Origin of the sequence: Streptomyces phaeofaciens, assembly GCF_014648915.1 — a bacterium.
Classification (GTDB): domain Bacteria; phylum Actinomycetota; class Actinomycetes; order Streptomycetales; family Streptomycetaceae; genus Streptomyces; species Streptomyces phaeofaciens.
The window spans coordinates 68,833-92,453 of record NZ_BMSA01000022.1 but is presented as its reverse complement, the minus strand read 5'-3'; the positions used below and the strand labels follow the sequence as shown (position 1 = coordinate 92,453).

Sequence of the window (23,621 nt, the reverse complement as noted above, 5' to 3'; positions counted from 1 at the left end):
CCGCCGCCCCGCCGGACGGCGGGCGGCCCTCCGCGTCACTTGGCCGGGCACTCCTTCCACGCCATGTGGTAGACGGTGTTGATGTCGCCGTCGGTCGAGTCCATCGCCATGAAGCTGACCCTGGACGGCGACGAGGTGCCCGCGTTGACGCGCAGCTCGGTGTTGATGTTGAAGTTGCGCTGGACTCCGCAGGGCGCGTAGACCAGGTTCGCCCAGTCCGTGGTGTCGGTCGCCTGCCAGTTGTCGTTGAGCGCGCCGGTGAAGGTGTGGTTCTTGAACACCGTCTGCGACGAGCCCTGGAAGTAGTACGACGCCCGCTGGACGGCGTTCGCGCCGGACTGGAGCGAGGCGAAGCCCCGGTAGTCCGCCTGGGCGATGGCGTAGGTGAAGCCCTGCGGGACATGGACGATCAGGCTGAGCTGGCAGTTCTTGCGGAACGCCGTCGGGTCGGAGTTGCCGCCGACCTGGGCGAGGTACTCGCTGTAGGTCACCGTGAAGGCGGTGTTGTCCTCGGAGACGGCGACGGCCGCCGTACCGGGGCGACAGCCGGAGCCGTTCACCGTGGCGACATCGATGACGATCTTGTCCGGGGGCGGGTCGACGATACTCGACGGATTGTGCGCGGGTACCGCCGCGGTGACGAGAGCGGCGACGGCGCCGCCGAGGAGCAGGCCACTTGCCATGGGGGGTCTCTCCCAACCTGTGAAGTTGCTGTGAAGAACCGTGGCGAACGCATCGTAGGAAGTGCCCTGTGACCGATACAGGTCGATCCCCGGCCATTCACCCCGGCCCATTCACAGCCCCGACTTGTGCCCGAACTTTCTTGAAAACTGGGGGTGTTGACCGTTCAATCCGTTCGATCCCCAGCCCTCGCACAGCCCCGCATCAATGATTTCCTCAGATTCGCTCCTAACTTCCTGCACATGACGGGAAACACGGAGCACAACGAGATAATCGATCACCACGACAACGGCGACGAAGGCGCCCGGCCCGGCCGGCATCGGCTCGACACCAGCATGAAAAGGCGCCGGGTCCTGATCGGCGGCGGCGCGGTCGCGGCGGCCGGCGGACTGGCCCTCGCCGGCCTCGCCTCGGCCGACACCACCACGGCCACCTCCGAGTCGGGCACCGACACGTCGGCCGCGGCGGACGCCTCGACGGCGACGGGCGTCTGCACGCTCAACGCCGAGGTCACCGAGGGCCCCTACTCGCTCGACGGCGCCCTGGTCCGTACCGACATCAGGGAGGACAAGGAGGGCTTCGAGGTCCAGTACACGTTCACGGTCGTCGACCAGGCGAACGACTGCGCGCCGCTCGCCGACGCGCTGGTGGAGATCTGGCACTGCGACGCGCTCGGCGAGTACTCCGGGTTCGTCGGCGGCAACGGCCACCAGGAGGAGGACAACGGCACCTTCCTGCGCGGCGGGCAGCTGACGGACAGCGACGGCCAGTGCAGCATCACCTCGATCTGGCCCGGCCACTACGTCTCCCGGGCCGTCCACGTCCACATGCGGGTCCACACGGACGTCACGCTCACCGACGACTCGTACACCGGCGGCGACGTCATCCACACCGGCCAGCTCTTCTTCGACCAGGACATCAACACGGAGGTCCAGGCCACCTCGCCGTACGCGGCGAACACCACCAGGGAGACCCTGCTCTCGGCGGACTCCATCTACGACGACGGCGGGGCCTCCTCGGGGCTGCTCACCCTGACCGCGCTCGGCTCCGGCGTCTCCGACGGCTACAAGGCCACCCTGACCGTCGGCGTCGACTCCGCCTGACGGCCTGACCCCTCGGACGGCGAGAGGCCGCCGCGTCCCGCGCCACGAGCGCGGGGCGCGGCGGCCGGCCGCCAGGGATCAGTAGGTGTAGCTGAGCCCCGACTTGTACGGCGTCAGGGTCCGCTGGGAGACCACGCCCCGGTACTGGTACCAGCCCCACTTCTTGCACATGACCTGGTAGCTGAGGGTGTTGTAGGAGCCGCTGCCCACCCGCACCCGCGGGTAGACGACGTTGTCGCCCCAGTCACCGGTCGCCGGGCCGCTGGAGTACGTGTCGACCGCCCAGTACACGCCGACGACCGAACCGCCCGACGGGCAGTTCCAGCTGCCGAAGTTGACCCAGACGTTCCCCCCGGTCCACGCGCTCGCCGGAGCCGCGGCGAGCCCGACGGCACCGGCCGCCATCAGCGTCCCGGTCGCCCAGAGCCGTGCCCGGCGGAAAAGAGACGTGCGGAAAAGAGACCTGCCCATTTTCTGACCCTCCCCTTGGTGCGGCCGGAACCACGCCACGCTCACGCTGTCGTTCCGGCCCGAGGATCGTTTCATGCGAGTAATTCGCCACGCCCCGGATTTCCCGCACCCGGGAAATAGAAGATCTGTTTGGGATTCAGGCCGTCACGGGCCGCCGTTCCCCATCGGATTCGGCCACGGCGTCCCTCTCCCGCAGATGCGCGCGGACGGAATGGGTGATCGCGGCGGCCCAGAGCACGTAGAGGACGACGTACACGGCCGTGGCCACGGCGGCCGGGGCCGCGAGCCAGTCGCTGTTCAGGAGCGTGCGGACGTTCGTGACGACGATGACGCCGCCGACCGCCGAACCGAGCACCCGGGGCGGCAGCAGACGCACCAGCCAGGCGGCGACCGGAGCCGCGACCAGTCCGCCCACGAGGAACGCGGCCACCCAGGTCCCGTCCAGGCCCTGGGAGCCGAGCGAGAGCAGGAAGCCGAGGCTCGCCGCCACCGCCACCAGGAACTCGCTCGTGTCGATCGAGCCGATCACCTTACGGGGCTCCAGCCGCCCGCCGGCCAGCAGCGCCGGTGTGCCGACCGGGCCCCAGCCGCCCCCGCCGGTGGCGTCGAGGAAGCCGGCGACCAGGCCTAGCGGGGTGAGGAAGCGGCGGCGCAGCGGCTGCCCCAGCCGGTCCTTCGGCAGGCCGCGGAAGGTGAACCGGGACATCACGTAGACGCCGAGTCCGAGCAGGATCACGGACATCAGCGGGGCCGCGACCTCGGTCGAGAGCCGGGCGAGGACGGTCGCGCCGAGGAAGGAGCCGACCGCCCCCGGTACGCCGATCCTCGCGACGACCTTCCAGTCGACGTTCCCGAAGCGCCAGTGCGAGGCGCCGGACATCAGCGTCGTACCGATCTCGGCGAGATGGACCGTGGCCGACGCGGCGGCCGGGTTGGTGCCCAGCGCCAGCAGCAGCGTCGTCGAGGTCACCCCGTAGGCCATGCCGAGACTGCCGTCCACGAGCTGGGCCCCCAGGCCCGCGAGGGCGAGCAGTACGAGCGTGCGCATCAGGACTCCCGGTTCCCTGTCTTTCCCACCGGTCAGGTGGGGATGAACGGGAGGCGAGGCTAGGCGCTCGAACTGAGACCCGGCTGAGGGCCCGATGAGAACGGTTCACAGACGGCCGTGCGCCACCCGCCGGCCGGACAGACCCTTACGGGTTCTCCCAGGCCGCCGGTTCCGCCGCCAGCGCCTTCACCGGCTCCGGCAGCGCGTCCGCCGCGATGTCGGCGACCGTGACGCCCTCCAGGATCCGCCGCACGTTCGCCCGCAGCGCGATCCACAGGGGCAGCAGGGGCTGTGCGGAGCCGGTGTACGTCAGCCCGGTCGGGCGTTCGCCGCGGACGGAGACGATCGGGCCGTCCACCGCCCGGATCACGTCCGCGACGGTGATCGTGGCGGGGTCGCGGGCGAGGCGGTAGCCGCCGCCTCCGCCGCGCCTGCTGTCGACGACACCGGCGCGGCGGAGGTCGCCGAGGATCCCCTCCAGGAACTTGTGCGGAATGTCCTGCGCGGCGGCGATCGTCTCCGCCTTGACGGGGTCGTCGCCGCCTTGCCGTACGGCGAGCTCCAGTACCGCCCGTACCGCGTAGTCCGCCCGTGCCGAGATCCTCATGCGCCCATTGTGAATCAGGCCAGGCGGATCACGTTCCAGGAGAGCGGTTCCAGGGTGGCGCTCAGCCGTCCGTCGGTCAGGGTGGTGCCCGGCACCGGGTGCGGGGCGACCCGCTCGGGTTCGGCGAGCGTGTTGCGGGCGTCCGGGTCGGCGTCGGCGAGGGCGCTGTGCTCGACCAGCGTGGTCAGGCCCAGTCCGTTCAGGGTCACGTCGAGCGGCAGCGCCTCGGTGCGGTCGCGGTTCACCGCGAAGACGGTCACCGAGCCGTCCTCGGCGCGCACCGCGGTGGCGTGCAGCAGGTCCGCCTCGCCGTACCGCCGCGTCTCGTACGTCGGTGAGTCGACGCGCACGTCGAGGACCTCGCCCCGGCCGTACCTCGACGCCTGGGCGAAGGGGAAGAACGTCGTCTGCCGCCAGGCCGGGCCGCCCGGCTCGGTCATGATGGGCGCGATGACGTTGACCAGCTGGGCGAGACAGGCGACCGTGACGCGGTCGGCGTGCCGCAGCAGCGCGATGAGGAGCGAGCCGAAGACGACGGCGTCCATGACGCTGTAGTTGTCCTCCAGGAGGCGTGGGGCCTCCGGCCAGTCGCTCGGGTCGGCGGTGCGGGCGTGCTCCTCCCAGCGGGAGAGGTACCAGACGTTCCACTCGTCGAAGGAGAGGTTGATCTTCTTCTTCGACTTGAGTTTCGCGCCCACGTGGTCGCAGGTGGCGACGACGTTCTCGATGAAGGACTCCATGTCCACGGCGGAGGCGAGGAAGGAGTCGAGGTCGCCGTCGTGCGGCTCGTAGTAGGCGTGCAGGGAGATGTGGTCGACCAGGTCGTAGGTCTCGGTGAGGACCTTCGCCTCCCAGTCCGCGAAGGTCGGCATGGACTGGCTGGAGCTGCCGCAGGCGACGAGCTCGACGGACGGGTCGATCTGGCGCATCGCCCGGGCCGTCTCGGCGGCGACGCGGCCGTACTCCTCGGCCGTCTTGTGGCCGGTCTGCCAGGGGCCGTCCATCTCGTTGCCCAGGCACCAGAGCCGGATGCCGAAGGGTTCCTTGTCGCCGTGCGCGATCCGCTGCTCCGAGCGGGCGGTTCCGGACGGGTGGTTGGCGTACTCCTGGAGTTCCAGGGCCTCGGCGACGCCCCGGGTGCCGAGGTTGACGGCCATCATCGGCTCGGCCTGCGGGCCGATCTTCCGCAGGAACGCGATGTACTCGGAGAGGCCGAAGCGGTTCGTCTCCGTCGAGCGCCAGGCGAGGTCGAGGCGGCGGGGACGGTCCGCCGCGGGGCCGACGGAGTCCTCCCACCGGTAGCCGGAGACGAAGTTGCCGCCGGGGTAGCGGACGGCGGTGACGCCGAGTTCGCGGACGAGGTCGAGGACGTCGGTGCGCAGGCCTTCGGCGTCGGCGGTGGGGTGGTCCGGTTCGAAGATGCCGGTGTAGACGCAGCGGCCGAGGTGTTCGACGAAGCTGCCGAAGATTCGGGGGTTGACTTCGCCGACGGTGAAGGCGGGGTCGAGGGTGAAGTGAGCTGATCGCAAGGTGCGCCTTTCAAAGTGGGTGGCTCGGTTTCGTGGGCGGGTGCGGGTGCGTTGTGGCTGGTCGCGCAGTTCCCCGCGCCCCTAACGGACCTTGGGCCAGCCGCTTCTTGTCCAAGTAAGGGCGTTCAGCCCCAGCTTCGGCGTGCCCGCGTCCTCGGCGTCGTAGTAGTGGTACGCCAGCCAGTCGTGGCCCCGGTCGTGGAAGACCGACTCGCCGCCCGTCCCCACGTACCGGCCGTGTCCGGCCAGGAGCAGGTCGCCGCCGCCCTCCAGCAGCGGCTTGCCCGTGCTGTCCGTGTACGGGCCCGTCACCGAAGTCGCTCTCCCCACCCTGATCCGGTAGGTGGAGTTCACGCCCGCGCAGCAGGTGTCGTAGCTGGCGAAGAGGTAGAACCAGCGGCCGTGCCTGACGATGTACGGGCCCTCGACCGCGTACGGGGCGTCCGGGCGGGTCGCCAGGTGGTGGACCGGGGCCCCCTCGGCCGCCTTGCCCGTCGTCGGGTCCAGCTCGACCATGCGGATGCCCGTCCAGTACGAGCCGAAGGACATCCACAGCCTGCCGTCGGCCCGGACGATCGCCGGGTCGATCGCGTTCCAGGTGTCGGTGCGTTCGGAGGCGAAGGCCTTGCCGTGGTCGGTCCAGGTGCCGGGGAGGCCGGTCGGGGAGGTGGCGACGCCGATCGCGGAGTGGTTGGTGCCCCAGGAGGAGACGGCGTAGTAGAGCCAGTAGTGGCCGGCCCGGTAGGAGAGGTCGGGGGCCCAGGGGTCGCCGGTGTCGTTGTACGCGTACCACCAGCTCGGGGGTTCGGCGAAGGCGTTGCCCGCGTCGTCCCAGTGGACGCGGTCCTTCGAGGTGCGGGCGCCGATGACACCGCCGGTGGAGTAGGCCACGTATCCGCCGGTGCGCAGGCGCATCACGGTCGGGTCGTGGATGATCTGCCGGCCGGTGACCGGCTGGGGGTCGGGGTACGTCACGTCCGCCCGGGCGGTGCCCGGCAGCAGGGCCACCATCGCCGCGGCGAGGAGGCTCACGAGCCTGAGGTGCACGCGGTCTCCTCTACTGGCCCGCCAGACCGGTGTGGGCGACGCCCCGCACGATCTGGCTCTGGAAGAAGACGAACACGACGATCAGCGGCAGGCCCGCGATGAGGCCGCCCGCCATGAGCTGGGGCCAGACGATGCCGAAGGAGTTCTGCACGGTGGCGATGCCGTTCGGCAGGGTCATCAGGTCGGGGTTGTTGGTCACCATGTAGGGCCACAGGAAGTTGTTCCAGGAGGCGATGAAGGTGAAGATGCCGACCGCCGAGAGCGAGGGCTTCGACAGGGGCAGCACGATGGTGAAGAAGATCCGCCAGCGGCCCGCGCCGTCGATGAAGGCGGCTTCCTCCAGCTCCTTGGGGAGCGACTGGAAGAACTTGTAGAGGATGTAGACCATCGCCGCCGGCGCGCACTGCGGAAGGATCATGCCCCAGTAGGTGTCCACCATGCCCAGGGACTGGACCGTGGTGAAGAGCGGGACGCCGAGGACCGCCGGGGAGAACATCAGGCCCGCCATCGTCAGCGCCAGCAGCACCGGCTTGCCGCGGAACTCGGTGCGCGCGAAGCCGTATCCGGCGAGGGAGGCGACCAGCAGCACGAGGAACGTGACGCAGACGGAGACGACCAGCGAGTTCACGAACCAGTTGGGGATGTTGCCGGCGTCGAGGACGGCACGCCAGGACTCGGCGGTGAGGTCGTCCGGGATCCAGTGCGGGGAGAGCACCGACTCGGTGGGGGTCTTCAGGGAGGTGGACAGGGCCCAGGCGAGCGGGGCCAGCCAGACCAGGGAGAGGGCCGCCGCCACCAGCGTCAGGGCGATCTGGGCGGGGGTCCAGGTGCTGCGGGGCTTGCGTACGACGGGAGTGGTCATCGGGTCGCGGCCTCCTCGCGGTCGCGCAGCAGCCACATCCGCCCGAGGGCGACGGCGGCGATGATGAGGAAGAGGATGAGGGAGATGGCGGAGGCGTAGCCCACGCGGTAGCTGGTGAAGCCCTGTTCGAGGGTGTACTGGACGAAGGTGCGGGTCGATTCCTCGGGGCCGGGGCCGAACTGGTACATCACCACGGCCTGGTCGAAGACCTGGAGCGACGCGAGGACCTGGAGGGCGAGGACCAGGCCGGTGATGTTGCGCAGGTTCGGGACGGTGATGTGGAGCAGGCGCTGGAGGGAGCCCGCGCCGTCCAGTTCCGCCGCCTCGTAGAGGTGCCGGGGGATGTTCTGGAGGGCCGCCAGGTACAGCAGGAACGAGAAGCCGACCGTCCACCACAGGGTCGCGACGACGATCGCGAGCATCGCCGTGGACTTCTGGGTGAGCCAGGGGGTGTCCCAGCCCAGGACGTGGTTGACCATGCCGTTGGTGGGCTGGAAGAGCCACCACCACAGGTTGCCGACGACCGCCGACGGCAGCAGGAACGGGGCGAAGAAGCAGAGCCGCCACAGCCACCGGAAGTGCACGGTGTGGTGGGCGATCAGCGCCATCAGCAGGGCCGTCACGACGATCACGGGGACGACGTAGAGGGTGAACTGGACGCTGTGCCACAGCGAGTCCCGGACCAGGTCGTCCTTGAGCGCCTCGCGGTAGTTGTCGAGGCCGACGAACGCGGTGTGCTCGCCGGAGATGTTGGCGTCGGTGAAGCTGAGGTAGAGGCCCCGCACCACCGGGACGATGACGAACAGGCCGTAGAGGACGAAGAAGGGGGCGACGAACCAGCCGCCGTGCTGGAAGCGGCGGCCCCAGCGGGCGCGGGCGGAGTCCGTGGCCGCCGCGGTGCGTGAGGGCAGCGCCCCGGCCTGTACGAGGGTGCTCATGCGTCCGCTCCCTTCGCTTCCTGGGCGGCCGTGCGGCCGTCCATCGGGTTCCTGGTGGCGAGCAGTTGCCGGAGGGCGGACTTGATCCGGCGGGCCGCCTGGTCGGGCCGGGCCGAGCCGAGGTTGGAGGCGGCGACGACCGGGCCGACGCGCTGGGCGAGGACACCGGTGGAGCCGGCGAACCAGATGTGGGGTTCGGTGGCCGGGTGTTCCATGGCGGGCCGGGAGTACTCGTCCTGCGGGGCGAGTTTCAGATAGGCCGGGTCCTCGAAGGTGGGCAGGTAGGCGGGGACATGGCCGCCGTTGGCCCAGGTGGTGGCGTGGGTGACCATGTAGGCGGCGAGGCGGTAGGCGCCCTCGTCGGCGGCGCCGCCCCGGGCGGACCGGTGGGGCAGGATGAAGGAGTGGGACTCGGCGTGGGTGGCCGGGGTGCCGAAGACCGGGGGCAGCGGCTGGGCGCCGTACTCGACCTTCTCGCCGTTGAAGTACGGCACCGACCAGTTGCCCTCCCAGGTGAAGGGAGAGCCGGCCAGGAAGGCCTCGGCGTCGGCCTCGCCGACGGTGACGTAGCCCTCGGTGACGTGCTTGCGGAGGAACTCCAGGACCTGGGTGGCCTTGTCGGTGTCGAAGGTGACGGCCGTGCGGTCGTCGGTGAAGTAGGTGCCCGCCAGCTGCTGGTAGAACGCGACGAAGAACCACCAGGAGAAGTTCTGGTCGTTGGCGTGCAGGCCGAGCGTCTGCTGCCCCTTCTTCAGCTGTCCCCGCGCCGCGTCGAGGATCGCGAACCAGTCGTCGGGCGAGCCGGCGGAGGGCAGCCGGCCGTCGGCGTCGAGGAGGCTTGCCTTCTCGCAGACGTCCTTGCGGTAGAAGCTGAGCTGGACGTGGATGTCCAGCGGGAGCGCGTACAGGCGGCCGTCCACGATGCCGCGTCGCCACAGCACCGGGTTGAAGTCGGCTTCCCTGACGCCGTACTCGGCGAGGAGGTCGATGTCCCAGGGGTCGAGGAGGCGGCCGGGGGCGAAGCCGGGGATACGGCCCTGGTGCATCACGGCGAGGTCGGGGGCGCGGTTGCCGGCCGCGGCCATGGCGATCTTCGTGTAGTAGGGGTTGCCCCAGGCGAGGGTGGCGTCCTTGACGGCGATGTCCGGGTGCTCCTCGCGGAAGGCGTCCACCATCGCGACCTGGTTGGCGCCGTCGCCGCCCTGGAAGAGGTTCCAGTAGCGCACGCGGGTGCGGTCACCGGCGGCGAGAGCGTCGGCCCCCTTGCCGAGGGCAGCGAAACCGAAGCTGCCCGCGAGGGTCAGCCCGCCCGCGGCGGTGAGAAGTTGCCTGCGATTCAGGCCAGGTCGTCCCATTACCTTGCCCCTGTCGTTCGACATTCCGAATCGTGCCCGTAACTTCGAACGGGACCGTAAGATCCGCGAGGCCGCGCGTCAATGGTTTCGACAGGACTTATGACAGCGCTTACTATCCGCCTCCCGCTCCTCGCCGCTGTACGGACTTCGGGTGACGCGGACACGTCCGCCCGCGTAGTCTCGAACGGCAGCCTGCTGTGGTGCGGGGAAGTGAGGGGGCGCGATGGACATCGCGGGCGCGCGGAGGACGGCGGCCCGGGTCGCCTCGGCACTGCTCCGCCCTCGTGCCGTCTCCGGTATGCGCGACCTCGCCTCGGAGCTGACCGTCGCGCTGCGCGGACGCTCCCGTCCGCCCACCGGGGTGCGCGAGCTGTGCGGGGCACTGTGCGAGGAGATGAGCGCACGGCGCGGCGGGCGGCCGGTGGAACTGCGCTTCGAACGGTTCCCGGACGAGATCGAGGTCACCGGGCTGTGGGTGGAGTTCCACGACTTCGACCTGGTCATCGTGGAGGAGCGGGCCGAGGCCGTGCAGCAACTGGTCATCCTGGGACATGAGTTGTGGCATCTGCACGCCGGACACGACCACCACCACACGGTCGGCACGGCGGCCGCCGACGCGCTGGCCGACCGGCCGGGCTGGCAGGACGTCGCCCTCGCGGTGGCCGCCCGCGACGGCTCCCGGGAGCGGGACGAGGCGGAGGCCGACGAGTTCGGGCACCGGCTGGCCGCCGCCTTCCGGCCGCTGCTGACCGCCGGCCCGGACGCCGGCGCCGACGCACCACTGGCCCCCGTCCAGCGCTCCCTCGGCTACCGGGGGCGCGGGGACGGGGCGCGGCGATGACGTCCGTCGCGCTGAGCCCCGCCGGGTTCGTCAACGAGTTCTACCCGTCGTTCTGGTGGATCCCGGCCGGGATCCTGGCCGCCGCGCTGGCGATCAAGCTGCCGAGCATCATCCGGCTCTGGAAGGACCCGATGCTGCGCGCGGTGGGCGGGCTGCTGCTGCTCGCGCTGGCGGTGTTCGTGTTCGTGGCGCCGTCGACGATCGCCCGGGTCAACCGGCTCACGGGCGTGGTGAACATCTCGGCGCCGTGGGTGTACTCGCTGCTGACCGCGTTCGGCGGGGCCTGTCTGCTGCTGATCATCACCTGGCGCAACGGCCTGTCCGACCGCTCGGCCCGCACCCGCCGCGCGATGCGCTGGGTCGTGATCGGCTACTCCGGCGTGATCGCGGCGCTGTGGGTGCTGTTCGCCCTCGCGGACGTGCCCGTCGAGCGGCTGCGGGACATCGACACCTACTACGCCAACACCCCGTACATGCGCGAGCTGATCCTGCTCTACCTGCTCGCGCACACCAACTCCAGCCTGATCACCAACTATCTGATCTGGAACTGGATCCGCACCGACGGACTCGACGCCTGGCTGCGCTGGGGCCTGAAGTTCCTGGGTGTGGGCTACGCGCTCCAGCTGGCCTTCGACGCGGCCAAGCTCACCGCCCTCGTGGCGCGCTGGGGCGACCGGGACCTCGACTGGCTGAGCACGGCCGTCGCACCGCCCCTCGCCTGCCTGGCGGCCATCCTGGTGGCGGTGGGCTTCATCCTGCCGCACGCCGGCCAGTACCTGCACGACCGCTGCCGGGTCCGGCTGGCGCTGCACGAACTGCGGCCGCTGTACGTGCTGATGCGGTCGGTCAGCGGCCGGGGGGTGCCGTTCGTGCTGCGGGCCGGCGCCGAACTGCGGCTGATCCGGCGGGAGACGTTCATCCGGGACACCCTGCTGTCGCTGGCCCGGTTCATCGACGAGGACCTGCGGCGGCGGTCGTACGAGGCGGCCGTCGAGCTGGGCTTCCCGGCGCAGCGGGCGAAGGCGCTGGCCGCCGCGGTGACCATCCTGGCCGCGGCGGACGCCCGCGGACAGGCGCAGGAGAGCGAGCGCGGCACCGATCCGGACACCACGGACCTGCTGCGGGAGATCGGGGCGGTGTCCCGGGAGCTGCGGCGCGGCGAGGACGTCCGGGCGGTGCGGGCGCGGGTGGCGGGCGCACCGGACGACGGCGCGCGCGTCGCCGGCTGACGTCCGCGGGCGTCTTCGACGTCCTCGGGCATCGGGGCACGGGGCCGGCTGACGTCTTCGGGCGGCACCGGCGGGTTCGGGCATGGGTGCGGCCCGGTGTCCCGTACGCCACTCCCCCATGGCAGCGCTCCGTGACACCGGGCCGCCGACAACCGGAATGCTCTGTTGCCGTACCGCGATCATTTCCTCCGCCGGCCTCAACTGTCAACCATTACTGCGTCATTACGCAGCTATTCCTGCCCTTACTGGTGGGGGACCGATGCGACCCGGTAGCCTCCGGTCAACCCGAACAGCCGCGCGCCCCGACCAAGCGCACCGGCGGAGGACCACGGGAGAACAGGGAGAACTCGGTGAGCGACGCCCACGTTTCCCTTGCCGAGGCACGCAAGCGCCTCGAGGAACTGACCGACAGCCCGGGCCGGCTGGCCGAGATGCTCGACGTGGACGACCTCTCGTACCGCACCGGGATTCCCGCCGCGACCGTCGCCACACTGCTCGCGGGCGGGAGCGTGCCGGAGACCGGCCTCGGCGAACGCGTGCGACAAAGGCTTGATTTCGTGCGCGAGACCCGGCGCCGGCCCGACGGCAAGCGGTACTCGCTCGACGAACTGGCCCGGATCGCGGGCACCAGCCGGCAGTGGCTGAGCGAGTGGCGCACCAGCGGGCTGCCCAGCCTGGAGCACGCGGACCGGATCCGCCGCCACTTCGACCTGCCCGCCGGGTTCCTCACCGCCGACGACGCCGAGGCCCTGCACGCGGCCCTCCAGCCGGTCGTGCGCGAACTGGAGGCGAAAACAGACCCGTTGGCGCCCCTGCGCACCCCCGGCTTCTACCGGCTGGCCAGGCGCGCGCCCCACATGTCCCCGCGCAAACTCCAGGCGCTGGCCGAGTGGGCGGAGATGGTCACGGAGCGGAACTCCCCCGGCGACGACGGCCTCTGAGCGTACGACGGGCCGCCCAGGCCACCGCGCGCACGGCGTACGCGTCCGGTTTCGGCGGGCTCGGTGGACGCGTTTCGGCTCGGCTCCGGCCGCGGTCCGAGCGCGCCGTCCGGCCCGGTTCCGGCCCGCGACGGCGGCCTTCCGGCATGCGACGGGCGGCTTTTCGGCCACCTCGGGCCGGCCGTCGCCGCCGCTTCATCCGTTGCACCCCTTTCCTCCCCTCCCGTCGCCCGGGCCCCGCCGGGCGGAGGTAGCTGAAGACGGGCGGGTCTTGGCATATTGCACGGGATCGAACACCGCGCAGCCACGGGGAGAACCGTGCGTACGAACAGGGAGATGCGTCGCCTCGCCGACGTGCTCGTCGGCACCGTCCGGGTGCCCGTGCCCGCGGATCCCGAGGTCCTGTTCGACGCGGTCGTCGAGGCGGCCGAGCAGTGGCGGGGGCGGCGCATCGTGGTGCACCGGGAGGTGTTCCCGCCGCACACCGCCAGCGGGCTCTGGCTGGAGCGCGAGACCCATGACGACGTCATCGTGGACAAGCGGGCCGCCGTCTGGCACCAGATCGTCATCTTCTGCCACGAGGTGTGGCACATGCACCAGCGGCGGTCGGACACCCCGGGCGCCGGGCTGCACTCCGCCGCCCGCTCCGACTTCACCCTGGCCGACGAGCAGGAGGCCGACCGCTTCGGCATCCTGATGGGCCGTCGGCTGCGCACCTGGCTGGAGGCCCCGCCGGACTCCGTGTACGCGGTCCACGGCGACGACGCCCAGGACCTCGCCGGCCGGATCGGCGCCGCGCTCAACTACCGGGGCACCCGCAGGTGACCGCGGTGACCGACTACATCAGCGCCGGCGTCCTGTGGCTCGGCCTGACGGTCCGGGCCCCGGAGCTGCTGCGCCACCGCCGCGACCCCTATCTGCGGGCCATCTGCGCGGTGCTGGGCCTGGCCGGCCTCTGCTTCTTCCTCGGCGCCCCGCCCACCGTCGGCGCCGTCAACGACCTGAGCGGCGTGGCCAACCTGGCCGCGCCGCTGACGTACGTCGCGATCACCGCGTACAGCGCCGCCTCCCAGGTGCTGATCGTGCGCTGGCGGGGCGGCGGGCGGGTGCGGCGGACCACGCGGCGCTGGATGGTGGCGTACGCGTGCGTCGTCGTCGGCATCGCGGTGATGTTCGTGCTGGGCGAGGCGCCGGTGGAACGGCGCACCGACCTGGACACCTACTACGCGAGCACCCCCTACATCCGCGAGATGATCCTGCTCTACCTGCTCGCGCACCTCACCGCCGTCGGCTCCACCACGGTGGCGGCACTGCGCTGGGCCGGCCGCGTGCGCGGCTGGCTGCGGGCGGGGCTGACGACCCTGGGCCTGGGCACCCTGTGCGGGGTCGGGTTCAGCGCCGCCAAGCTCGCCGCGGTGGCCGCCCACTGGTTCGGCCACGACTGGACGACGCTCGGCGCGCACGTCTCGCCGGCCGTGGCCGGGGCGGGCGCGCTGCTGACCGTCACCGGCGTCCTGATCCCGCTCGCCGGGCCCCGGCTGACCGAGTGGTGCGGGGCCTGGCGCACCTATGTCCGACTCGAACCCCTGGAGCGCGAACTGGACGACGTCCTCGCCCGCCGTGCCCTGCGCCTGCCCCGGCCGCGCTGGGCCTCGCCCGTCACCCGCCTGGTGTGGCGCCTCACGAGCATCCACAACGCGCTGAGCCATCTGGACGCCTACGCCGACCGGGAGCTGTACGACGAGACCCTGCGGGCCGAGCTGCGGCTGACCGGCGACCCGCAGCGGGCCGCGGCCACGGCCTGGGCCGCGGTCATCGCGGCGGCCGCCCGGCGCGACGCCGGGCCGGCGGGCGCCCGGTACAGCGGCGAGTCCGACTGGTTCCTTCAACGGGCGCCCGAACCGGCCGCGCTGGAGCGGATCGCCGACGCGCTGGCCGGCTCCCCGCTGGTCCGCGCCGCCGCGGCCGGCACAAAGACCGCACCGGCCGAACGGAGTTCCCGCGCATGAGTGTCGTCGTCTACCTGGCGGCCGCCGTCCTCGCGCTCTCCGCCACGGTGCTCTTCCGCCGCCCCCGGGCGGCCGTCCGCAACCCGCTGACCGTGTCCACCTGCGTGGCGATCCTGCTCGGCGCGGTCGTCTTCGCCTGTTCGGCGCCGATGACCCTGTCCGCCGTCAACTCCCTCACCGGCGTCCCGAACTTCGGCGCCCCGCTGACGTACGGCATGCTCACCGCGTACTCCTGCTCGCTGCTGATCCTGCTGATCAACTGGCGGGGCGGGCCGCCCGGTCGGGTACGGCGGCTGGTGCTGCGCTCCATCGCCGTGTACGGGCCGCTGGTGGTGGCCGTGGTGGTGCTGTTCGCGCTGGCCGACGCGCACACCGAGCGGCTCACCGACCTCGACACGTACTACGCGAACACCCCGTACATGCGCGAGATGATCGTGCTCTATCTGCTCGGGCACACGGCCGTGATCGTGGCGACGTCCGTGGTGTGCGTGCGCTGGGGGCGGGAGGTCACCGGGCTGCTGCGGACGGGGCTGCGGCTGATCCTGGTCGGGGCGCTGCTGGACCTGGCGGGCTTCCAGCTGACCAAGTACACGGCGATCGTGGCCCGCTGGTCGGGGCACGACCTGGACTTCCTCTCCACCACCGTCGCCCCGCCGATGGCGTCGCTTGCCGCGCTGATCTGCTCCGCCGGGTTCGTGCTGCCCCGGCTGCTGCCGGCCGCCGGGGCGCACTGGCGCGGGCTGCGCGACCACCGGCGGCTGGTTCCCCTGTGGTCCCGGGTGGGGTTCGTGTCGACGGCCCCGAAGCCGCCCGCCTCCTGGTGGCAGCTGCCGGAGGAGCGGCTGCACTGGCGTGAGGTCGCCATCCACGACGCGCTGCTCGCGCTGGCCCCCTACTTCGACGACACGGTGCGCGAGCGGGCCCGGGCGGCCGCCCTGCGGGAGGGCCGCGGCGCGCACGAGGCGCGGGTCGCCGCGGAGGCCGCGATGCTGGCCGAGGCCGCGCGCCGGGCCGCCGCCCAGGAGGAACCGCAGGAGACACCGAGCACCTACCGGCTGCACGCGACGGAGGTCTCCGGGGCCGGTGGCCTGGTCGAATTGGCGCAGGCTCTGGGCCGAACTCCTGTTTCGGACAAGGCGCGTGAAGGTACGGTGAAAGCCTTCCATGGCTGAATACCTGCCCTTCCGCCCTGTGCCTTCATGGCCGAGGGCCCACCTGGCCGAGTTCGAGGAGCCCCATGTCGCGTAGAGCTGTCGTCATCGGTGCCGGTCTGGCCGGCATGCTGGCCGCGGCGGCCCTGTCCACCGTCGTGGACGAGGTCGTCGTCCTGGAGCGCGACGAACTGCCCGACGGACCGGAGCACCGCAAGGGCCTGCCGCAGGGGCGCCACGCCCACCTCCTGATGGCCGGCGGGCTGGCCGCCATGGAGGACCTGGTGCCGGGGATGAGCATGCGCAAGCACCTGCTCGCGGCGGGTGCCCGGGAGATCTCGATCAGTTCGGGCATGCTGGCCCTGACGCCCGAGGGCTGGTTCCGCCGCTGGCGCCACGAGGGCCCGCAGATGCTGACGTGCAGCCGGGCGCTGCTGGACTGGGCGGTCCGGGTCGCGGTGCTGGCCCACACGGACGTGCGGATCCGCAAGGCCCAGGTGCGCGAACTCCTCGGCGACGCAGACCGGGTGGCGGGTGTACGGCTCTCGACGCCCGACGGGGACGAGGAGTTGACGGCCGACTTCGTGGTGGACGCGAGCGGGCGCGGCTCACGGGTCGTCACATGGCTTGATTCACTCGGGATATCCGGCATACGTGAGAAGACCGTGGACGCCGGCCTGGTCAACGCCACCCGGGTCTACCGCACCCCCGAGGGCGCCGGGGACTTCCCGCTGACCATCGTGCAGGCCAACCCGTATCTGTCCCGGCCGGGCCGCAGCGGGATGGTCCTGCCGATCGAGGGCGACCGCTGGATGGTGAGCCTCGCCGGGACCCGCGGCGGCGGCGAACCCCCGTCGGACCCCGAGGGCTTCCTGCGGTACACGCTCGACCTGCCCGACCCCATCGTGGGCCGGCTGATCTCCGGCGCCGAACCGCTCACCGACATCCACGTCAGCCGCAGCACCAGCAACCACCGGCGCTATCTGGAGAAGTCCCGGGCGTGGCCCGAGCGGTTCGTGGTCCTCGGTGACGCGCTGGCCACCTTCAACCCGGCCTACGGGCAGGGCATGGCGGTGGCCGCGCTGGAGGCCGGGGTGCTGAGCCGGGAGCTGGCCCGCACCGCCCTCACCGCGCCGGGACTGGCCCGGCGGGTGCAGCGCGGGGTGGCCGCGCCGGTCAACGCGGCCTGGACGATGGCGGTCAGCCAGGACGTCTGGTTCCCGCAGACGCGCGGCGGCGCGCCGACCGTGGCGGACCGGCTGGTCACGAAGTACACGCGCCGGGTGATCCGCACGGCGACCGGCTCCTACCGCGCGGCGTCCGCCGTCTGGGACGTCACCAGCATGACGTCCGGGCCGGAGCGGCTGCTGCGGCCCGGGACGGTCCTGGCGACGCTGAGCGGTCCCCCGCTGCCCTCGGCGGCCGGCGCGCCGATGACCGCCGGGGAACGGGAGATCCTGCGCGGGCTGGACCGGACGGCGCGGTGAGCCCCAGGTCGGACACGGCCTAGGTCGGCCGCCCGGCGGTGAGCCCCGGCACCAGGGCCCTCAGCCGGCGAACGCCGGCTGGGCCAGGCCCTTGCCCGCGCCCGGGACCACGAGCAGCGACCCCGCCACCGGGTGCGGGGCGTCCAGTCCCACCCGGGCCGTGGTGATGTACAGGTCGGTGAGGTCGGCCCCGCCGAACGCGCACGCGGTGACGCGCGGGGTCGGCAGGGTGACGACCCGGTCCAGCTCGCCGTCCGGGGTGTAGCGGCGGACCGCTCCCCCGTCCCACAGGGCCACCCACACACAGCCGTCGGCGTCGACGGTGAGGCCGTCGGGGAAGCCGGCGCCCTCCTCGATCCGGACGAACGTGCGGCGGTCGGCGACCCGGCCGTCCGCGTGGTCGAAGACGTCGACGCGCCGGGTGGGCGAGTCGATGTAGTACATGCGGGAGTGGTCCGGGCTCCAGCCGGTGCCGTTGCTGACGGCCACGTCGTCGAGCACCGGCCGGGCCGTGCCGTCCGCGCCGTAGCGGGTCAGCGTGCCGCCGCCGGGGGCCTCGTCGTAGCGCATGGTGCCGGCCCAGAGGGAGCCGTCGGGGGCCACGGCGGCGTCGTTGGCGCGGCGGCCGGGTACCGGCTCGTGGTGGAGCCAGCGGAAGGCGCCGTCCGGATCGAGCAGCCCCACGCCGTCCCGCAGGTTCAGGACCAGGCCGCCGCCGGCGCGGGGCTTGGCGGCGCCCACGTGCTGGTCGGTCACCCGGACCGTGCGCCGGCCGGTGACCGGGTCGTAGGAGTGCAGGCGGGCGCCGAGGATGTCGATCCAGAGCAGCCGGCCGGTGGCCGGGTCCCAGGTCGGGCCCTCGCCGAGGGTCGCCTCGGCCCGGACCGCCACGTCGTACGAGGCCGTCATGCCACGCTCCGGTAACCCAGCAGCTCGGACAGTTCGGCGGCGCCCTTGGCGGCGAGCTGCTCCAGTTCGGTGCGGCGCTCGTCGCTCCAGCGGATCATGGGCACGGAGATGGAGAGGGCGGCGACGACCTGGCCGGTGCGGTCGCGGACCGGGGCGGCCACACAGCTGACGTCCGGGTTGGACTCACGGCTCTCGACGGCGACGCCGCGCTCCCGGATCTCCGCCAGGGCCTCGCGCAGCGCACCGGGGTCGGTGATGCTGTTCGGGGTCATGCGGACGAGCTCGGCGTCGTCGGGGATGCGCGCGGTCAGCTCCTGGTCCGGGAGGGAGGCGAGCAGCATCTTGCCGACGGAGGTGCAGTGGGCGGGGAGCCGGCGGCCGGCGGCCGAGACCATCCGCACCGCGTGCGTGGAGTCGACCTTGGCGATGTAGATGACGTCGGTGCCCTCGAGGATCGCCACGTGGACCGTCTCGTCACACGTCTCGGCGACAGTGCGGGCGACCTGCTGACCCTCGGCGGCGAGGTCGAGCTGCTCCGCGTACCGGCTGCCGAGCTGGTACGGGCGGACGCCGAGGCGGTAGCGTCCGGGCTGTCCGGGCACGGGGACGATGTACGAGCGGGCGGAGAGCGTGGTGACCAGTTCGTGCACGGTGGTGCGCGGGAGTTGCAGACGGCGCACTATGTCGGGGGCGGAGAGCGTCCCGTCCCCGTCGAGGAAGAGCTCGAGAATGTCGAGAGCTCGGGTCACAGCTGGTACGAGGCGTCCCACGACCGGCCCCCTCCCTGTTCGTCGGCCTGTGTTCGATATTTCAACAGGCGATCGGCATGACGAACACAGGCTAGTCACATCGGCCTGCGCCGGGCAATGGTCGTGAAACGCGCGGTAGGCCAGGATGGGGCGCATGCCGACCCAGAAACGCCTCGCCGGCTCCTTCTCCCTGCTCGACTTCCAGCTGGTGCTGCTGCGCCGCATGGCCGACCACGCACCCGATCTGGTCGAGGACGCCCGCCACGGGCTCGGCGTCTCGCTCGCGCAGATGCGGGAGGCCAACAAGCGCTGGCAGGCCATGGTCCACTCGCCGCACACCCGCGGCGCCCTCGCCCGCTACCGTTCCGTCCTCGGTGAACCCGAGTCCAGAACCGCCCGCCGGATCGGCGACCTCGACTGCGAGGCCTGGCGATGGCCGCTGCCGCTCTGGCCCACGCTGCGCTTCGAGGTGCTGCTCACCCCCGCCAACACCGTCTGGAACGAGTGGCTGGTCCGCGCCCCGGACGCCAAAGCCCCCGACCTGCGCACGCTGGAGGACCTCGTCCCCTGGTCCTGCACGGTCGACGAGGCCGCCCAGGCCTTCGCGCCGGCCCGCCCCCTGGAGGGCAGCGCCCCCACCCGCTGGGGCCTCGCCTTCACCGCGCCGGACGCGGCGGGGGTACGGCGGGAGGTGGTCGCCGAGTTCACCTGGGGACTGCTCCAGCGGACGGCCGTCCACGACGGGCCGCGCTGAGGACTCCGTCGACGAGGACGGCCGTCGGACCGCCGACCACCGACCAGCCCTCGACGCGGACGGCCGTCAACGGCGGGCCGCGTCGAGGATCCCCTCGACCACCCCGGCCACCGACCCGGTGTGCAGGGACAGGAACAGGTTGGGTTCGACCAGTTCCAGTTCCATCACCTGGGGGCGGCCCTCCTCGTCGTCCACCAGGTCCACGCGCGCGTACAGCAGTTCGGGTGCGTCGGGGACGGCCGCCAGCGCCCGCTGCGCCACCGCCAGTTCGGTGTCCGTCGGCCGCCAGGGGGTCAGGCCCGGGTGGGCCGTCTTGCGCGCGTCGTACGGCGTGCCGGGGGCGAGGACGGCGCCCTTGCGGCTGGCGTGCAGCAGCCGCCCGCCGAAGAACTGCAACGCCCGCTCCCCGCTGCTGTCGATGCCCCGCACATAGGGCTGCACCATCGCGGTGAAGCCCTCCTCGTGCATGCGCGCGAGCTGCCGTACGGCGGTGTCGTGCTCGTCGGGGGTGTAGCGGGCGGCGAAGCGGGCGCCGGCCCCGGAGGCCGGCTTGACCACGTACTCGCCGTCGGGCAGCTCGGCCGGCTCGCCCGGCGCGAGGTAGCGGGTCGGGACGGTGGGCACACCGGCCGCGGCCAGCTCGCCGAGGTACCGCTTGTCGGCGTTCCAGGCCACGACCTCGGCCGGGTTCGCCAGCCGGGTCACCGCGCCGGTCCGGCGCGCCCAGGCGAGGAACTCGGCGGCCCGCCAGCTGTAGTCCCAGGTCGAGCGGATCACGGCGAGGTCGAAGCCGGCCCAGTCGGTGTCCGGGTCGTCCCACGCCACCGCCCGCGCGTCCGCCCCGGCCTCCCGCAGCGCTCCGGCCAGCCCCGGCAGATCACGGTCGACGGAGACCTCGGGGCCGGGCCGGCAGGTGACGAGGGCGATGCGGGGCACGGCGGGCTCCAGTTCCGTACGGCGGTCCGATCATAGGATCTTCGAAGGCTAACCCTCGCCGGACGCCCGCTGTGGGGTGGCCCACGTGGTGGAGGCGATGGCCCGGGGACAGGGCAGGGTAGGTAGGCCTCTGTCGTCACCGATGAGCCTAGGAGTGCGCGTGTCCTCTCTCTTCCCGGCCCTGGCCGATGATCCGTCCGGGCGCGTCGCGCTGCGGTTCGGGGCCCGGTCTCTGACGTATGCGCAGCTCGCGGCGGCGGCCGGGGCCGTCGGGGAGCGGGTGCGGGGGTCCGGGAGGGTCGCGGTGTGGGCGACGCCCTCGCTGGAGACCGCCGTCGCGGTGGTGGGCGTGCTGCTCGCCGGGGCGGCCGCCGTGCCGCTCAACCCGAAGTCGGGCGAGAAGGAACTCGGGCACATCCTGGGGGACAGCGCCCCGGAGCTGCTGCTGGCGGCCCCGGGGGACGAACTGCCCGCCGCGGCGGCCGGGATCGAGCGGATCGACGTCGATGTGCACGGCGTCGGGGCGCCTTCCGGGGAACCGGTGGGCGACGAGGATCCCGCACTCGTCGTGTACACCTCCGGCACCACCGGCCCGCCGAAGGGCGCGGTCATCCCCCGCCGGGCGATCGCCACGACCCTGGACGCGCTCGCCGACGCCTGGCGGTGGACCGGTGACGACATCCTCGTGCACGGCCTGCCGCTGTTCCATGTGCACGGGCTGGTGCTGGGCGTCCTCGGGCCGCTGCGCCGGGGCGGGTCCGTCCGCCACCTCGGACGGTTCTCCACCGAGGGCGTCGCACGGGAGCTGAACGACGGCGCGACCATGCTGTTCGGGGTGCCGACGATGTACCACCGCGTCGCCGAGGCGCTGCCCGCCGAGCCGGAGCTGGCCAAGGCGCTCGCCGGGGCCCGGCTGCTGGTGTCCGGTTCGGCCGCGCTCCCCGTCCACGACCACGAGCGGATCGCGGCGGCCACCGGACGGCGGGTGATCGAGCGGTACGGCATGACGGAGACCCTGATGAACACCTCCGTGCGCGCCGACGGCGAGGCCCGGGCGGGCATCGTCGGGGTGCCGCTGCCGGGTGTGGAGCTGCGGCTGGTCGAGGAGGACGGCTCGGTCGTCGCCGCCCTCGACGGGGAGAGCGTCGGCGAGATCCAGGTGCGGGGCCCGAACCTGTTCACCGAGTACCTCAACCGGCCCGACGCCACCGCCGCCGCCTTCACCGCCGACGGCTGGTTCCGCACCGGGGACGTGGCCGTGCGCGATCCCGACGGCGCCGTGCGGATCGTCGGCCGCAAGGCCACCGACCTCATCAAGAGCGGCGGCTACAAGATCGGGGCCGGTGAGATCGAGAACGCGCTGCTGGAGCATCCGGGGGTGGCGGAGGCCGCCGTCACCGGAGAGCCGGACGCGGACCTCGGGGAGCGGATCGTGGCCTGGGTGGTGCCGGCGGATCCCGAGGCGCCGCCCGGCGAGGCCGAGCTGGCGGATCACGTCTCCCGGCGGCTCGCCCCGCACAAGCGCCCCCGTGCGGTCCGCTACCTGGACGCCCTCCCCCGCAACGACATGGGGAAGATCATGAAGCGGGCGCTGCCGTCGTGACCGCACGCGCGAGCGCCCGCGAGACCCTCGCCCTGGTCGCCGACTCCTGCACCGAACTCCCCTGGCCGCGGCGGGACTCCGCGCCCGACGGCCCGCTCGGCTGGCCCGGCTACGACGCTTCCCGGGCCCGCGCCGCCGAGCGCACCGGCGAGTCGGAGTCCGTGGTCTGCGCCGTCGCGAGCGTCGAGGGCACCCCCGCCGTGCTGATCGCCTTCGAGTTCGGCTTCCTCGGCGGCTCGCTGGGCCAGGGCACCGGCGACCGGCTGGAGGCCGCCTACACCCACGCCCGTGAACACCGGCTGCCGGTCGTGCCGTTGATCGCGACGGGCGGCAGCCGGATGCAGGAGGGCATGCTCGCGCTCACCCAGCTCCAGCGGGTGGCACGGCAGTCCGCGCTCACCCGGGAGGCCGGGCTGCCGCAGATCGCGGTTCTGCGGGACCCGACGACCGGCGGCGGCTGGGCCACCCTGGGCGCGGGCGCCGACGTGGTCCTCGCGCTGCCCGGTGCCCAGGTCGGCTTCGCCGGGTCACGGGTGCGCCCGGCGGACGCCGACCCGGCCGCCTACACCGCCGAGGCGCAGGTCGCCGCGGGTTCGGCGGACGCGGTCGTCCCCCCGCGGGAGCTGCGGGCGACGCTGGGCCGGTGGCTGCGGCTGCTGACCGGACCCTCGCACGAGCCCGCCCCGGTCCCCCGGGCACTCGGCGCGACGGACCTCCCGGCCTCCGGCTGGGACGCGGTGCGCCGGGCCCGGGCGGCACGGCGGCCGCGTGCCGCACGCTACCTGGACGCCTACTTCACCGACCGCCTCGCGATCTCCGGCGACCGGTGCGGCGGCACCGACCCCGACGGCATGCTCTGCGGCTTCGGCACGCACCGGGGCCGTACCGTCGCCTACGCCGCGCAGACCGGTACGGCGACCCGGCCCGCCGGATACCGCACGGCCACCCGGCTGATCCGGCTCGCGGACCGGCTCGGGATCCCGGTGCTGACCCTGGTGGACACCCCGGGCGCGGCCAACGACGCGGCGGCGGAACGGCAGGGGGCGGGCGCGGCGATCGCCGAGCTGTTCGGCGCGGTCGCCACCGCCCGGACGCCCCTGACCACGCTGGTGATCGGCGAGGGCGGCTCCGGGGGCGCGCTGGCGCTCGCCGCGCCCGGCCGCACCTGGGCCGTGCCGGACAGCTACTTCTCCGTCATCGCGCCCGAACTCGCCGCCGCGATCCTCAAGCGTCCCCCGGAGGAGGTGGCGACGACGGCGGACCGACTCCGCATCCGGCCCCAGGACTTGGCCGAACTGGGGGTGATCCGCACGACGGACCGTCCGGCCCCGTGAGAACGGCGGAAGAAACGGGACAGCCCCAAGTGCCGTC

At 72.6% G+C, this 23,621-nt stretch carries 23 protein-coding genes; 11 read left to right on the top strand and 12 right to left on the bottom strand.

All coding sequences use genetic code 11. The annotated features are described in order from the left end of the window. Nucleotides 1–35: 35 nt before the first annotated feature. Nucleotides 36–683: a DUF4360 domain-containing protein gene (locus tag IE275_RS31390; RefSeq protein ID WP_189715405.1), complete on the bottom strand. Its 648-nt coding sequence runs from the start codon at nt 681–683 to the stop codon at nt 36–38. Nucleotides 684–923: 240 nt separating this feature from the next. On the opposite strand from IE275_RS31390, the gene IE275_RS31385 reads away from it, so the two are divergent. After that, nucleotides 924–1,784 carry an intradiol ring-cleavage dioxygenase gene (locus IE275_RS31385; protein WP_189715403.1) on the top strand — a complete coding sequence of 287 codons (861 nt, stop codon included), beginning with the start codon at nt 924–926 and terminating at the stop codon, nt 1,782–1,784. Nucleotides 1,785–1,862: 78 nt separating this feature from the next. On the opposite strand, the gene IE275_RS31380 is transcribed toward IE275_RS31385, so the two are convergent. The 8 genes from IE275_RS31380 to IE275_RS31345 form a co-directional block, all read right to left on the bottom strand. Continuing rightward, a complete protein-coding gene (locus tag IE275_RS31380; protein WP_189715400.1) occupies nt 1,863–2,255 on the bottom strand; it encodes a hypothetical protein in 393 nt (130 codons plus the stop codon). Between the two features lie 136 nt (nt 2,256–2,391). Then, a complete protein-coding gene (locus tag IE275_RS31375) occupies nt 2,392–3,303 on the bottom strand; it encodes a sulfite exporter TauE/SafE family protein (protein ID WP_189715399.1) in 912 nt (303 codons plus the stop codon). Between the two features lie 145 nt (nt 3,304–3,448). Beyond that, a complete protein-coding gene (locus IE275_RS31370; protein WP_189715397.1) occupies nt 3,449–3,910 on the bottom strand; it encodes an RrF2 family transcriptional regulator in 462 nt (153 codons plus the stop codon). Between the two features lie 14 nt (nt 3,911–3,924). Further along, nucleotides 3,925–5,439: an arabinosylfuranosidase ArfA gene (gene arfA, locus IE275_RS31365; RefSeq protein WP_189715395.1), complete on the bottom strand. Its 1,515-nt coding sequence runs from the start codon at nt 5,437–5,439 to the stop codon at nt 3,925–3,927. Between the two features lie 81 nt (nt 5,440–5,520). Further along, entirely contained in the window at nt 5,521–6,450 is a 930-nt protein-coding gene (locus tag IE275_RS31360; RefSeq protein ID WP_189715574.1) for an arabinan endo-1,5-alpha-L-arabinosidase, read from the bottom strand. A gap of 46 nt (nt 6,451–6,496) precedes the next feature. Next, the gene (locus tag IE275_RS31355; RefSeq protein ID WP_189715393.1) at nt 6,497–7,348 is read right to left on the bottom strand and encodes a carbohydrate ABC transporter permease; all 852 of its coding nucleotides are present in this window, start codon (nt 7,346–7,348) and stop codon (nt 6,497–6,499) included. Further along, nucleotides 7,345–8,286, bottom strand: coding sequence for a carbohydrate ABC transporter permease (locus IE275_RS31350; protein ID WP_189715391.1), 942 nt, complete (start codon nt 8,284–8,286; stop codon nt 7,345–7,347). The genes IE275_RS31355 and IE275_RS31350 overlap by 4 nt, the downstream gene beginning before the upstream one ends. Beyond that, nucleotides 8,283–9,641 carry an extracellular solute-binding protein gene (locus IE275_RS31345; protein ID WP_189715389.1) on the bottom strand — a complete coding sequence of 453 codons (1,359 nt, stop codon included), beginning with the start codon at nt 9,639–9,641 and terminating at the stop codon, nt 8,283–8,285. The genes IE275_RS31350 and IE275_RS31345 overlap by 4 nt, the downstream gene beginning before the upstream one ends. Nucleotides 9,642–9,864: 223 nt before the next feature. Between IE275_RS31345 and IE275_RS31340 the strand changes: the two genes are divergently transcribed. From IE275_RS31340 to IE275_RS31310, 7 genes are all read left to right on the top strand, one after another. Beyond that, nucleotides 9,865–10,482, top strand: coding sequence for a toxin-antitoxin system, toxin component family protein (locus tag IE275_RS31340; RefSeq protein WP_189715387.1), 618 nt, complete (start codon nt 9,865–9,867; stop codon nt 10,480–10,482). Continuing rightward, a complete protein-coding gene (locus IE275_RS31335; RefSeq protein ID WP_189715384.1) occupies nt 10,479–11,711 on the top strand; it encodes a DUF6545 domain-containing protein in 1,233 nt (410 codons plus the stop codon). Before IE275_RS31340 ends, IE275_RS31335 begins: the two co-directional genes overlap by 4 nt. Before the next feature lie 350 nt (nt 11,712–12,061). After that, the gene (locus IE275_RS31330) at nt 12,062–12,652 is read left to right on the top strand and encodes an XRE family transcriptional regulator (protein WP_189715382.1); all 591 of its coding nucleotides are present in this window, start codon (nt 12,062–12,064) and stop codon (nt 12,650–12,652) included. A gap of 318 nt (nt 12,653–12,970) precedes the next feature. Next, complete coding sequence (locus IE275_RS31325) at nt 12,971–13,477, top strand: toxin (protein ID WP_189715380.1); 507 nt, start codon at nt 12,971–12,973, stop codon at nt 13,475–13,477. Then, the gene (locus IE275_RS31320; RefSeq protein ID WP_189715378.1) at nt 13,474–14,661 is read left to right on the top strand and encodes an MAB_1171c family putative transporter; all 1,188 of its coding nucleotides are present in this window, start codon (nt 13,474–13,476) and stop codon (nt 14,659–14,661) included. Before IE275_RS31325 ends, IE275_RS31320 begins: the two co-directional genes overlap by 4 nt. Continuing rightward, nucleotides 14,658–15,833, top strand: coding sequence for an MAB_1171c family putative transporter (locus tag IE275_RS31315; protein ID WP_189715376.1), 1,176 nt, complete (start codon nt 14,658–14,660; stop codon nt 15,831–15,833). Before IE275_RS31320 ends, IE275_RS31315 begins: the two co-directional genes overlap by 4 nt. 65 nt (nt 15,834–15,898) lie before the next feature. Then, the gene (locus tag IE275_RS31310; protein ID WP_189715374.1) at nt 15,899–17,299 is read left to right on the top strand and encodes an NAD(P)/FAD-dependent oxidoreductase; all 1,401 of its coding nucleotides are present in this window, start codon (nt 15,899–15,901) and stop codon (nt 17,297–17,299) included. Between the two features lie 60 nt (nt 17,300–17,359). On the opposite strand, the gene IE275_RS31305 is transcribed toward IE275_RS31310, so the two are convergent. After that, a complete protein-coding gene (locus tag IE275_RS31305) occupies nt 17,360–18,208 on the bottom strand; it encodes an SMP-30/gluconolactonase/LRE family protein (protein ID WP_189715371.1) in 849 nt (282 codons plus the stop codon). Further along, nucleotides 18,205–18,978: an IclR family transcriptional regulator gene (locus IE275_RS31300; RefSeq protein WP_189715369.1), complete on the bottom strand. Its 774-nt coding sequence runs from the start codon at nt 18,976–18,978 to the stop codon at nt 18,205–18,207. Before IE275_RS31300 ends, IE275_RS31305 begins: the two co-directional genes overlap by 4 nt. A 124-nt stretch (nt 18,979–19,102) precedes the next feature. On the opposite strand from IE275_RS31300, the gene IE275_RS31295 reads away from it, so the two are divergent. After that, nucleotides 19,103–19,711 carry a hypothetical protein gene (locus tag IE275_RS31295; protein ID WP_189715368.1) on the top strand — a complete coding sequence of 203 codons (609 nt, stop codon included), beginning with the start codon at nt 19,103–19,105 and terminating at the stop codon, nt 19,709–19,711. 66 nt (nt 19,712–19,777) lie between these two features. Here the strand turns inward: IE275_RS31295 and IE275_RS31290 are convergent, their stop codons facing one another. Further along, the gene (locus IE275_RS31290; protein WP_189715366.1) at nt 19,778–20,647 is read right to left on the bottom strand and encodes an ATP-grasp domain-containing protein; all 870 of its coding nucleotides are present in this window, start codon (nt 20,645–20,647) and stop codon (nt 19,778–19,780) included. 160 nt (nt 20,648–20,807) lie between these two features. On the opposite strand from IE275_RS31290, the gene IE275_RS31285 reads away from it, so the two are divergent. Together IE275_RS31285 and IE275_RS31280 are read left to right on the top strand one after the other, a co-directional pair. Then, complete coding sequence (locus IE275_RS31285; RefSeq protein ID WP_189715365.1) at nt 20,808–22,250, top strand: acyl-CoA synthetase; 1,443 nt, start codon at nt 20,808–20,810, stop codon at nt 22,248–22,250. After that, nucleotides 22,247–23,584: a carboxyl transferase domain-containing protein gene (locus tag IE275_RS31280; protein WP_189715363.1), complete on the top strand. Its 1,338-nt coding sequence runs from the start codon at nt 22,247–22,249 to the stop codon at nt 23,582–23,584. Before IE275_RS31285 ends, IE275_RS31280 begins: the two co-directional genes overlap by 4 nt. Nucleotides 23,585–23,621 lie beyond the last annotated feature (37 nt).